11 protein-coding genes are annotated in these 12060 nt (G+C 43.9%); all 11 read left to right on the top strand.

The features are described 5' to 3' along the window. The first annotated feature begins 11 nt into the window (after positions 1 to 11). The 11 genes from BLS16_RS00755 to carB all read left to right on the top strand — a co-directional run bounded on the left by BLS16_RS00755 (position 12) and on the right by carB (position 11975). The gene (locus BLS16_RS00755; protein WP_092328669.1) at positions 12 to 743 is read left to right on the top strand and encodes a 2-phosphosulfolactate phosphatase; all 732 of its coding nucleotides are present in this window, start codon (positions 12 to 14) and stop codon (positions 741 to 743) included. 208 nt (positions 744 to 951) lie between these two features. Beyond that, positions 952 to 1530 (top strand): phosphate propanoyltransferase, encoded by a 579-nt coding sequence (gene pduL, locus BLS16_RS00750; protein ID WP_092328667.1) that lies wholly within the window; start codon positions 952 to 954, stop codon positions 1528 to 1530. A 225-nt stretch (positions 1531 to 1755) separates the two neighbouring features. Then, entirely contained in the window at positions 1756 to 2106 is a 351-nt protein-coding gene (locus BLS16_RS00745) for a DUF5665 domain-containing protein (RefSeq protein WP_092328664.1), read from the top strand. 24 nt (positions 2107 to 2130) lie between these two features. Beyond that, positions 2131 to 2805, top strand: coding sequence for a TraR/DksA C4-type zinc finger protein (locus BLS16_RS00740; protein ID WP_092328661.1), 675 nt, complete (start codon positions 2131 to 2133; stop codon positions 2803 to 2805). 61 nt (positions 2806 to 2866) lie between these two features. Continuing rightward, a complete protein-coding gene (gene lspA / locus BLS16_RS00735; protein WP_092328659.1) occupies positions 2867 to 3340 on the top strand; it encodes a signal peptidase II in 474 nt (157 codons plus the stop codon). A 103-nt stretch (positions 3341 to 3443) separates the two neighbouring features. After that, on the top strand, positions 3444 to 4370 hold the full coding sequence (locus BLS16_RS00730) for an RluA family pseudouridine synthase (RefSeq protein ID WP_427846362.1): 927 nt from the start codon (positions 3444 to 3446) through the stop codon (positions 4368 to 4370). Positions 4371 to 4631: 261 nt separating this feature from the next. After that, entirely contained in the window at positions 4632 to 5195 is a 564-nt protein-coding gene (gene pyrR / locus BLS16_RS00725) for a bifunctional pyr operon transcriptional regulator/uracil phosphoribosyltransferase PyrR (RefSeq protein ID WP_034598729.1), read from the top strand. 172 nt (positions 5196 to 5367) lie between these two features. Beyond that, the gene (locus BLS16_RS00720) at positions 5368 to 6303 is read left to right on the top strand and encodes an aspartate carbamoyltransferase catalytic subunit (protein WP_092328653.1); all 936 of its coding nucleotides are present in this window, start codon (positions 5368 to 5370) and stop codon (positions 6301 to 6303) included. Beyond that, on the top strand, positions 6290 to 7600 hold the full coding sequence (locus BLS16_RS00715) for a dihydroorotase (protein WP_092328651.1): 1311 nt from the start codon (positions 6290 to 6292) through the stop codon (positions 7598 to 7600). Before BLS16_RS00720 ends, BLS16_RS00715 begins: the two co-directional genes overlap by 14 nt. A gap of 86 nt (positions 7601 to 7686) precedes the next feature. Beyond that, on the top strand, positions 7687 to 8799 hold the full coding sequence (carA, locus tag BLS16_RS00710; protein WP_092328648.1) for a glutamine-hydrolyzing carbamoyl-phosphate synthase small subunit: 1113 nt from the start codon (positions 7687 to 7689) through the stop codon (positions 8797 to 8799). A 2-nt stretch (positions 8800 to 8801) separates the two neighbouring features. Then, positions 8802 to 11975: a carbamoyl-phosphate synthase large subunit gene (gene carB, locus BLS16_RS00705; RefSeq protein WP_092328646.1), complete on the top strand. Its 3174-nt coding sequence runs from the start codon at positions 8802 to 8804 to the stop codon at positions 11973 to 11975. Positions 11976 to 12060: the final 85 nt, after the last annotated feature.

The following is a 12060-nucleotide window of genomic DNA, read 5'->3' as shown; positions in this document are numbered from 1 at the left end:
GGGGTGATCGCATGCAAATCGAAGTATTGCCGAGTACAGGTTCTCCACGAATTCCCTATTTAGAAGATAGATTAGTCATCGTGATTGATGTTTTGAGAGCAACAAGTACCATCGTGACGGCACTAGCCAATGGCTGCCAGGCCATTGTCCCGGTGCTTACCTCAGAGGAAGCCTTAGAGAAACGTTTAACGCTCCCCGGCTCATTATTAGGGGGTGAGCGTGATTCGCTGATCATTGAGGGCTTTGATTTAGGAAACTCTCCTTTTGACTATGTCCCCGAAAAAGTAGGAGGCAGAAGAGTAATTTTGACTACATCGAATGGCACTCGAGCTATACGAGATTCTATTGCTGCCCCAATGATTTGGATGGCTTCGTTTATAAATATGCATAGTATTGTTTTAGCTGTACACAGAGAATTTGAGAATCGAAATAGGTTAAAAGGAATAGTAGTGTTTTGTGCAGGTACAGAAGAACGTTTTGACTTGCCGGATACTCTTTGCGCCGGAATGTTAATTGATTCTTTGGGATCAAAGATTTTGCTAAACGATTTAGGTGAAGCTGCACGAATGTTATATCGAAGCTCTGAAGATCATCTTACAGATAGGATTCGGAACTCAGTTCATGGGAAAAAACTTATATCCTTGGGCTTTGAACGAGACATAGAGTATTGCTCAACTCCAAATATTTTACCAATTGTTCCGGTGGTTCAAGAGGGAGAAATAGTTTGGTTGACAGGAGAGTAAGAATTCTTGTACCTGATATCACATTTTTATGTAATTTCGTAATTCATCTACTTGCCGAAATCAACTGAATAAATAGTAATTTGTCGTAACGTATCGAAATAGGTATAATAAGTGTAAGGTATTTTTAGAACTTCTGCCGATGCTTAAAAACTTGACATATTCTATTTCGCACGGTGGCATTACTATTTGATAGGAGGGAGATGAACTTATGGAAACCTTTAAAGTTCCCGTCGGTATATCTAATCGCCACATCCATCTGTCGCATGATCATATTGAGGCTCTTTTTGGTGAGGGATACTCTTTAACAAAGATGAAAGCTCTTAGTCAACCTGGTCAATTTGCCAGTGAAGAAACTGTTACGCTCATTGGACCCAAGGGTACAATTGCGGGAGTTCGGGTTTTGGGGCCTGCCCGGAAAGCTTCTCAAGTCGAACTTACTGCTACAGATACTTTTAAACTTGGGGTAAAACCGCCAGTCCGCGATTCTGGAAAGATTGAAGAAACGCCCGGCATTGATGTTGAAGGTCCAAAGGGAAGGATTCACATGAATAAAGGTGTTATTATTGCTGCCCGACATCTTCATATGAGTCCGCAAGATGCTGAGAAGTATAAACTCGAAGATGGGCAATATATCCGAGCTATTGTCCCTGGTCCCCGTGGCGGAATTCTTGATCAAGTATTAGTTCGGGTAAGCCCTGATTACGCTCTTGACTTGCATGTAGACACTGATGAAGGGAATGCTTTTAGTTTAGCAAACGGACAATTGCTTGAAGTATGTCTTCCCTAGTGGAAGAATATAAACCTGTTTTTATCTATGTGGGAAGCTTCTAGGCTAATGTTTTTAAAAGGGTTGTAATTAACTTCTAAAGGTTAATTACAACCCTTTTTTATTTGGATTAGAAGCCATAACTAGCTTCATTACAGAATATTTTAAATTTATATTTTAAATGAATCAGTGTAAATTACAAAGCTGTGGGAACAATAAAAAAGATGTTTAACGTGAGGTGATAACGTGGCCGTTTCGAAAGAAGAGAATAAACCGACCAGGAAACTCTCGATAAGTAACGATGAAACGGATTCTATTAATGCTCAGGAGTTGGCGGGATTGAACCATCAAGTTGCTTTGTTGGCAGAAACTCTGGAAAAAATGAGACTAGCTGATTATATCTCTTATTTAAATCGGCCAGGAAGAATGTTATGGATTAATTTCGGGGTTGGTCTTTTGCGAGGATTGGGAACTGCCCTTGGAGCAGGTTTGCTGGCTGGATTTGCCTATTTTATATTAAAACGGATAGTGGTTCTGAACCTGCCAGTAATAGGAGGATTGATTGCGGAATTAAGCAGATATGTTAATCAACCCTAAATTTGGAGTAGGAGGCGAAGATAATTGAAAGATCAAAAGCGATATGATAAATTGATCAATACATTACATGAAGAACGAAGTGAAGTTATGGAAACTGCTGCTGAATTATTTGAAGGAAGTATGAAAGATTCATTAGGAGAATTATCCCTTGTGGATAATCATCCGGCAGATGTTGGAAGCGAATTGTATCAGCGCTCACGTGATATTGCCGAACATGATCGCTTAAGTCATAGAATTGGGGCTATTGACAATGCTCTGGAAAGATTTGAAAAGGGAAACTACGCTAAATGTGAGCATTGCGGTCAACAGATTCCTTATGAACGTCTTGAGGTTTTGCCCTACACGACAGTATGTGCGAAATGCAGCCGTGAAGAGGAAAAAGAAGAGCAACACTCCCTGCATCGAGAACCAGTGGAAAACGAAATTCTAAATCGTCCATTTTCCAGAACTTTTAATGATGGTACTGATCAAGTTATGTTTGATGGCGAAGATTCCTGGCAGGCTGTAGCTCGCTATGGTACCGCAGATACTCTTCAGGACTTGGGAACTAACCGAAATATCTCCGATCCAAATAACCTCTACGAAGATTCTGACGAATCCATTGGCGCTGTCCAATTTATTGAAACCATAGAAACTCAGCGGGAACCGGAAGGACGCTTAAACACCATCCATTATAGTAAAGATCACGGACAAACATAATTATTTGCCCCACTTAGAACCCTATGTTAAGATGAGGGAAAGAATAGTGGGAGGGAATCGGTTGTTAGTTTGGCTTGCAATAATTGGGGTTTGGGGTATAGATCGTTTTCTAAAGGTTTTAGTTCAAACATACTTTATTCCGGGCGAAACGCTAAAAGTTTTTCCCGGGATATTCCATTTGACCTATGTCTTGAATCCAGGCGCAGCTTTTGGTCTGATGGCGGGCCAAACCTGGATTTTTATCCTTACAGCGGTTCTGGTTGTTGGAGGTGTGGTTTATGGGCAGTATCGTATACCGCGCCAAGAAAGGATTACCCGACTGGCATTAGGGATAATTGGAGGAGGAGCACTGGGAAATTTGTACGATAGGCTGATTATAGGACGGGTTGTAGACTATCTCGATTTTCAGATTTGGGCGTATGTGTTTAACTTCGCTGATAGTATGATTGTTGTAGGGGTAGGGTTACTGTTGCTGGCTATTTATCGGGATGAGAGAGCCTCAAGGAGATCTGAACTTGATGTAACTGATGAGTAGTGAACTGCATTATGCTCTCATCTATAAAAAACTTGGTATTGGGGTATGAAAAGTGTTAATTGATTCAACAAATAATTCAGGATTAGATTACTCCGATTGCGGCTTGGATGAAGATGAACATGAACATATATCTTCTTGCGAGCAAGTGTTTGAACTTCCTGAAGGAATTCGCTTAGATCTTGGAGTGACTGAAGTTTTAGAAAAAAGCCGTTCTTTCGTTCAGGGTCTAATTACAAAAGAATGCGTACTTGTCAATGGGTTAGCTAGAAAAGCGAATTACAAAATACGCCAAGGGGATCTAGTAAAAGTCATTATTCCGGCTCCAAGAGAATCTTCGGCTACACCGGAAAATATCCCCCTGGAGATTATTTACGAGGATGAGGATGTTTTAGTTGTCAATAAACCTCAAGGAATGGTAGTCCATCCGGCTCCCGGGGCTTGGACGGGAACGATGGTTAATGCTTTACTATACCACTGTGATAATCTTTCCGGAATCAATGGAGTGTTGCGACCGGGGATTGTACACCGCATAGACAAGGATACATCGGGGATTTTGGTGGTGGCCAAGAACGATTTTTCACACCAAGGTCTTGCTGCACAGCTTAAAGCACATTCCATGGAGAGAAAATACTTGGCCCTGGTTCACGGGGTCATGACGGAGCCATCAGGAACCGTCGATGCCCCAATTGGCCGAGATCCATCTGATCGTAAACGCATGGCGGTGGTTATGCATAATTCGAAACAGGCTGTGACACATTATACCGTTGTTGAACGTTTTGGAGATACTTCATATTTGGAAGTTTGCTTAGAGACAGGGCGAACCCATCAGATACGCGTGCATATGGCCTATATTAAGCACCCGATTATAGGGGATCCGGTTTATGGGCCTAAGAAGAATCAATTTGGAATACAAGGTCAAATGCTCCATGCAGCTCATTTAGGTTTTGAGCATCCGCGCAATGGGTCGTGGATGAGCTTCGAGTCCCTTCTGCCGCATAAGTTTGCGGCTCTGCTTGGAAAAATGCGCTAATTGAGAGATTAGTCAATTAATTTTGGCATTTTAATTAGTGCATTGACTTTTAAGCAAAGCTAAAGTAAACTAGGGAACAAGAATTATGGCCTTTAATGAAGTCCCGAGAGGCTTGGGAAGGCAGACGGATACATGGGGAAAACTGTCTGCTTTTAGGACAGTTTTTTTGTACTACTCAGAAAGTATCCGAGCAACCAATTACCAATTAGGACGGAAAGATCTAAGGATAAAGATTCCCTGGGAAGAAAGGAGTTAGAAGCCTTGGAAGGAACAATAAAGAGTAAAATTTTAGATCCGGATGGAATTCGCCGGGCAGTAACTCGTATTGCTCACGAAATTGTCGAAAAGAATAAAGGTACTGATAAACTTGTCCTAGTAGGGATTCGTAGAAGAGGAGTGCCACTTGCGGAACGAATCCAGCAGTATATTGAAGAGTTCGAGGGAGTAAAGGTTCCCTTAGGAATCTTGGATATTACTCTTTACCGAGATGATCTCAGTACCATTGACATTCACCCCGTCGTTCATGAAACAGACATTCCGGTAAGTATTGAAGGTAAAGCGGTTATTTTAATTGATGATGTACTTTACACAGGCCGAACGGCTCGTGCGGCTTTAGACGCAACAATGGATATAGGAAGACCTGAACGAATTCAGTTGGCCGTGCTGGTCGACCGGGGACATAGAGAGTTGCCTATCCGAGCGGATTTTGTTGGCAAGAACCTTCCCACCTCTCGTCGAGAAATTGTTGCTGTTCGACTTAAAGAAGTGGATGGGGACGAAGACGTACTCTTGCTCGAAAGAGATGATGATATTAATAAAAGTTAATCAACCGGTTCCCTTTAAATGTTATCCAGAGAGATAACCAAGGGGTGAGTTGGATAGTAGGTTATGCCTATTTTTAAATCCTCTCCCTTTTGGGACGAGGGTTTTTTGTATTGGGAATAATTACAAACTGTTTAGAAACAATAAGAATGGAAAAAACTAGGGAGGTTTATTCATGAAGTGGCAGCGTAAAGATATTCTAGCGATTGAGGATATGAGTGTGGAGGAAATCCGTCATATTTTGCATACTGCAAAAGTGATGAAAGAGATTTTAATGCGTCCAATAAAAAAATTGCCTACATTAAAAGGAAAATCAGTAGTTAATCTTTTCTATGAAGCAAGTACACGGACTCGAACCTCCTTTGAAATGGCTGCGAAGGTTTTAGGGGCTGATACAACAAGTATTGCAGTTGCTCAGAGCAGTGTAAGTAAAGGAGAGAGCTTATATGATACTGCTAAGACGATTCAGGCAATGAGAGCTGATGTCGTGATTCTGAGGCATCCTAGTTCAGGTTCTGCGAAGTTTTTAGCAGATATCTTAGACCCGGCAGTCATTAATGCAGGTGATGGGCAGCATGCCCACCCAACCCAAGCCTTACTGGATATATTTACGATGCAGGAACATTTGGGAGAGCTAGAAGGTAAGAACGTGGTCATAGTGGGGGATGTTTTACATTCTAGGGTTGCTCGAAGTAATGCTTGGTGTCTGCAAAAGATGGGGGTCAATGTGACTTTGGCCGGTCCTCCGACGCTTGTTCCCGCTGAAATGGAAGGATTGGGGGTTAACATGACTCACGATCTAGACAGTGCTTTACCTGGTGCGGATATCGTTATGGCCCTTCGCCTCCAACTTGAAAGACAGAAAAGCGGACTCTTTCCCAGTCTTCGTGAATATAGCCATCTTTATGGCTTGACCACAGATCGTCTCAAGAAAACAGGAAAACAAAGCATCGTGTTGCACCCCGGCCCGATGAATAGAGGGGTCGAAATTTCCGATGATGTTGCTAATGGGGTCGACGCCTTGATTGAGCGTCAAGTCACGAATGGTGTAGCAATCCGTATGGCATTGATTTATTTACTGATAGGAGGGTCTGGCAATGTGGTGGCTTAAAGACGTTATGGTTATAGATCCGAGTCAAAATATATCTGCTCCCCAGGATGTTCTTATTAAGGATAAAATGGTGTTGGAAGTTTCTACAGCAATGACAGAGGAAGATGTTTTAGCAAAAGCGCAAGGTGAATCTGTGGAAACAGTTAATGGGAAAGGGAAATATCTTTTCCCGGGACTTATTGATGTACACACTCATCTGCGTGAACCAGGGCAAGAGGATAAAGAAGATATATTAAGTGGATCACGTGCTGCAGTACGGGGTGGGTTTACGACAATTCTGGCCATGGCTAACACTCAACCTCCCATAGATAATCGAGCTTTAGTCGAGTTTGTACGCAGACAGGGCGAACGTGCCGGATATGCCCATGTTCTGCCCATAGGAACAGTCACAAAAGGCATGCAGGGTAGTGAATTGGTAGAGATGGCTGATATGAAAGCAGGAGGAGCAGTAGCTTTTTCGGATGATGGTAAAAATATTCAGAACCCGGAAATGATGAGGCTTGCTTTAGAATATGCTAAACTTACAGGCTTTCCGATTATCAGTCACTGTGAGGATAAAGATTTGGCTGGAGATGGCCTTATGCGAAGAGGCGTGGCTTCAGGGAGGATGGGATTAAGAGGAATCCCGGCCAGTGCCGAGAGTGTAATAGTGGCCAGGGATTTAATTCTAGCCGAGGAAACTGGTGGGAAGCTTCATCTGGCTCACATTTCAACGTCAGAGAGTGTCGAGTTGATTCGAAGAGCTAAGGCGAGAGGTGTAAATGTCACTGCAGAAGTCAACCCTCATCATCTAATCTATTGTGATGAAGAGATAGGCATTACGGATACAGATCTTAAAGTAAATCCACCCCTGGGTTCTATAGAGGATCGGGAAGCTTTAATTGAAGGGCTACGAGATGGAACTATCGATATGATAGCAACAGATCACGCCCCCCACACCCAGGCAGAAAAAGCTCGACCCTTTGCAGAAGCTCCTTTTGGAATTGCCAGTCTAGAGACTGCCTTAAGTGCTGTATGGAGTTACTTGGTATTATCCGGACGATTGTCCCTGGATCGTGTGATTGAGGCCTGGAGTATGGCTCCGGCACAACGGTTTGGTTTGAACGGGGGAACCCTCAAGCCTGGGGCAATAGCGGATATGGTGCTTTTTGATCCGAACTTCTCAGAGATGATCGATTCAACGAACTTAGTTTCTAAAGCTCGTAATACTCCGTTTTTAGGAAATATCATGGAAGGGTTCCCGGTGATGGTTTGGGTTGAAGGTAAGCTAGTGCAGAGGGATAGAGTTGTTCAGTAATTCCAACGTAAAGCCTAGCTCTTTACAGTGAGTAATAAGGTTAGATAGATAAAGCATTTGAAAGTATGGAGAGAGGAAGTGTCGAGGTGGCTTATCTTATTTTTGAAGATGGGACGACCTTTGAGGGAGACGAGTTTGGGGGATGGGAAAAGAGTTCCACCCAGGTAGAAGAGCAAGAAGTCGTTTTCAATACCTCAATGAGTGGCTATCAGGAGATGGTTACAGATTTATCCTATGCAGGTCAGATACTTGTCCTCACTCAACCCCTGATCGGAAACTATGGATGGCATCATGAAGAAAATGAAGCGGATAAAACACGCCTGCAAGGGCTCATCCTTCGCGAACTTTCTGAGGGAGAGGGAAGTCAGCATGGTGAGGGGTCTCTAGAGGATTATTGTTATCAGCATGGTGTACAGGGTCTAAAGGGAGTCGATACACGAGCACTAACCAGATATTTGCGGCAATTTGGAACCTTGCCAGGAGTACTTGTTCGCACTAAAGAGATTGGGCAGGAGTATTGGAGGAATTCGCAGAAAAAAATCCAAGTAAAGGAAAATGGTGAGCATTGGGTCTATCGTTCGACGGTCAAAGAGTCATTTGAAATTCCCGGATCAGGTCCAATGATTGCAGTCATGGATTTTGGCGTAAAACGAAATATCATTCGTAACCTTCAGAAAAGAGGGTTTCGAATTATGGTTTTCCCAGCTAGGACTAAGGCTGAAGAAATACTTAAGAATCGCCCCAGTGGGATAGTTCTGAGCAATGGCCCCGGCAATCCCGAAGAGTTAACCGAAGAAATCGCTACAGTACAGAAGTTGTATGATAAACTGCCAATCTTAGGGATATGTCTCGGACACCAACTTTTAGCCTTGGCTGCAGGTGGAAAAACCTACAAGTTGCCTTATGGACATCGGGGCGGGAATCATCCGGTGATCGACATCCGCTCTGGTAAAGCGACAATGACATCCCAAAACCATGGCTACGCTGTACAGGAAGACTCTTTGAAGGGTTCAGGCTTTGAGGTTACCTTGCTGAATCTCAATGATGGAACCGTAGAAGGAATGGAGCATACTTCTTATCCAATTTTATCGGTACAATTTCATCCGGAAGGGGCTCCAGGGCCTGAGGAGAACGATGAAATTTTTGACCGCTTCAAGTCTGTTGTTTTAGACAGATCAGCGCGAAAGGGGAGAGGATAAGAATGCCCAAAAAAGAGTGGAAAAAGGTTCTGGTAATTGGCTCAGGCCCTATCGTGATTGGACAGGCGGCTGAATTTGACTATGCCGGCACACAAGCTTGCCGAGCTCTTCGCGAGGAAGGGATTGAGGTTATTCTCGTGAATTCCAATCCTGCCACAATCATGACGGATCGAGAAACAGCAGATCGGGTTTATATAGAGCCTTTAACTGTAGAATCTATGGAACGGATCATTGAACGGGAGAGACCTGACGGGTTGATACCCACTATGGGTGGACAAACAGGCTTAAACTTAGCGTATCAGCTTGCTAAACGAGGGGTTTTGGAGCGCTGTGAGGTCACTCTAATGGGAACCTCGCTGAAAAGCATTGACCAAGCCGAAGATCGAGAGAGCTTTCGGGCTCTGATGAAAGAACTGGGCGAGCCGATTCCGGAAAGCATGATTGTTTCCCATGTCGACGATGCCCTGAAATTTGCGGATGTTACCGGTTACCCACTTATTGTTCGGCCTGCCTTTACCTTGGGTGGAACCGGAGGAGGAATTGTTCAGAACAAAACTGAACTTCAACAGATTGCAGAAAGTGGCCTTCAGGCAAGTCTGATCGGTCAGATTCTTGTAGAGAGAAGTGTAGCCGGTTGGAAGGAAGTCGAGTTTGAGGTTTTACGGGATGGAGTCGGTAACTGTATTACGATATGTCACATGGAAAATATGGATCCGGTGGGAATACATACAGGTGACAGTATTGTTGTAGCACCTTGTCAAACCTTAACTGACAGAGAGGTTCAAACCCTGCGCAGTGCCTCCTTAAGAATTGTTAATGGTCTGGGGATTGAAGGTGGGTGTAACGTCCAATTTGCCCTCCATCCTTCCCAAATGGAATATGTTGTGATCGAGGTTAATCCTCGCTTAAGTCGCTCAAGTGCTTTGGCCTCGAAGGCTACGGGATACCCTATTGCTAAAATCGCCGCTAAGATAGCCTTGGGTTATGCTCTAACCGAACTCAAGAATGCTGTGACGGGAAAGACCTCCGCTTGTTTTGAGCCGGCCCTGGACTATGTGGTTGTGAAGTTTCCGCGCTGGCCTTTTGATAAATTTACAGAGGCAGATCGCCATTTAGGGACTCAGATGAAGGCAACGGGGGAAGTAATGGGGATAGGTCGGAACTTGGAATCCGCCCTGCTTAAAGCCATCCGTTCTCTTGATATAAAAGTTTATGGGGTTCGCCTGGCGGAGCTTGAGGAACTTTCAGACGCGGAACTTAAAGACGCTTGTTTAAAACCCGATGATCGCCAGTTGTTTGTTTTTGCTGAAGGTTTAAGACGCGGTTGGACAGTAGATTGGTTGGTTCAAGAAACCGGTTGGAATCGATACTATTTGAATATACTAAAACGTCTTGTTGATGAGACAATTTTAGTAGAACAGGCTCCATGGGATGAGGCAGGTTTGCTTCGAGTAAAACGGCTGGGGTTTTCTGACCTGGAGATTGCTTCTCTCTGGAAAACTACTGAAGACAAAGTACATCAATTCAGGAAAGAGCATAGTATAAGGCCTGTTTTCAAAATGGTAGATACCTGTGCAGGAGAGTTTGAGGCAACAACTCCTTATTTCTATTCCAGCTATGATATGGAAGATGAAGGGGAAGTTCATCAAAAACCTAAAGTAGTCGTTCTGGGTTCAGGATCGATTCGAATCGGACAAGGTATAGAATTTGATTATTGTTCAGTGCATGCGGTACTGGCCCTAAGAAAAGCGGGTTATGAAAGCATTATAATCAATAACAATCCTGAAACAGTGTCGACGGATTTTGATACAGCAGATCGCCTTTATTTTGAACCGTTAACCTTAGAGGATGTTTCCGAGATTTTAGATAAAGAACAACCTGATGGGGTAGTCGTTCAGTTCGGCGGGCAGACGGCAATCGGATTAGCAAGCGGACTGGCAAGACGTGGATATAAGATTTTAGGTACGACGGTAGAAGATATCGATCGTGCGGAAGAGCGAGGAAATTTCGACCGAGTACTGCAAGAACTGAATGCTCAGCGCCCTCGCGGAGGCGGTGCCAGGAATATGGAGCAAGTGCAGAGAGTTGCCCTTGAGATTGGATTTCCTTTAGTTGTACGTCCGTCTTATGTTCTCGGTGGGCGGGCAATGGACATTGTATATGAAGAAAAGGAATTAGAACCGGTTATTAAGCGTGCTTTATCTGCATCCTCTGACCAGGAGATCTGGATGGATCAATATCTCCTGGGTACAGAGGTTGAGGTTGATGCAATCTCAGATGGAGAAAATGTTTTTATCCCCGGGATTATGGAACATTTGGAGCGGGCCGGAGTTCATTCCGGAGATTCTATAGCAGTCTATCCACCTCAAACTCTCGACTTAAACATGGAAGAACGTATTATTGCTTTGACAAAATCCTTAGCACGATCCTTGAAGATAAAAGGTTTGCTTAATATACAATATGTCATTTACCATCAAGAACTCTATGTTCTTGAGGTTAATCCGCGATCAAGTCGTACAGTTCCCTTTCTAAGTAAAGTTACCGGCGTTCCCATTGTTGATTGGGCTTCCCAAGTTATCCTGGGCAGAAAGTGGGAAGAAATAGGTATCCCACACGGCCTCTGGCCGGTCAGTGATCGAGTTGCTGTCAAAGCACCTGTGTTTTCCTTCTCTAAGCTGCAAAGAGTCGAACCGTCATTGGGCCCTGAGATGAAATCTACGGGTGAAGTTATGGGCATGGACAAAACCTATGAAAAGGCTCTCTACAAGGCGTTGCTGGGAGCGGGATTGTCCTTTACGACTTATGGGTCTGTGTTGATAACCTTGGCAGATCGGGATAAAGCGGAAGGGTTGGAGCTGGCAAGGCGTTTCGCAGAAATTGGCTTCCGCATTCTAGCGACAGAGGGGACTACCCGCTATTTAAAGACTCAGGGATTAAGGGTAGAAACAATTGCCAAGCTGCATGATGGTTCTAATGAAATCATTGATGGTATTCGCAAGCAAAAGATTCAATACGTTGTCAATACAACAACTCATGGTCGAGTCCAAGAAAGTGATGGTTTTGCGATCCGTAGAGCAGCTGTAGAACATGGAATCCCTTGCTTCACAAGTTTAGATACTGCGGCAGCGTTGCTTCAAGTACTAGAAAGTTTATCTCCGGGTCTCTTGCCGCTCTAGTGATATTTCTTGCTAAATATTCATGTTGCGAATCACAAACGATGTTGTGATTCGCAACATCATGCACGTAAGGCAGTGGACTAGA

It is taken from the genome of Desulfosporosinus hippei DSM 8344, assembly GCF_900100785.1.
GTDB classification, from domain to species: Bacteria; Bacillota; Desulfitobacteriia; order Desulfitobacteriales; family Desulfitobacteriaceae; genus Desulfosporosinus; species Desulfosporosinus hippei.
This window is presented reverse-complemented; position numbering and strand designations above follow the sequence as displayed.

Coding starts and splice junctions, on each gene's coding strand:
- BLS16_RS00755 (WP_092328669.1), top strand. CDS start 12: ATGCAAATCGAAGTATTGCCGAGTACAGGTTCTCCACGAATTCCCTAT.
- pduL (WP_092328667.1), top strand. CDS start 952: ATGGAAACCTTTAAAGTTCCCGTCGGTATATCTAATCGCCACATCCAT.
- BLS16_RS00720 (WP_092328653.1), top strand. CDS start 5,368: ATGAAGTGGCAGCGTAAAGATATTCTAGCGATTGAGGATATGAGTGTG.
- BLS16_RS00715 (WP_092328651.1), top strand. CDS start 6,290: ATGTGGTGGCTTAAAGACGTTATGGTTATAGATCCGAGTCAAAATATA.
- carB (WP_092328646.1), top strand. CDS start 8,802: ATGCCCAAAAAAGAGTGGAAAAAGGTTCTGGTAATTGGCTCAGGCCCT.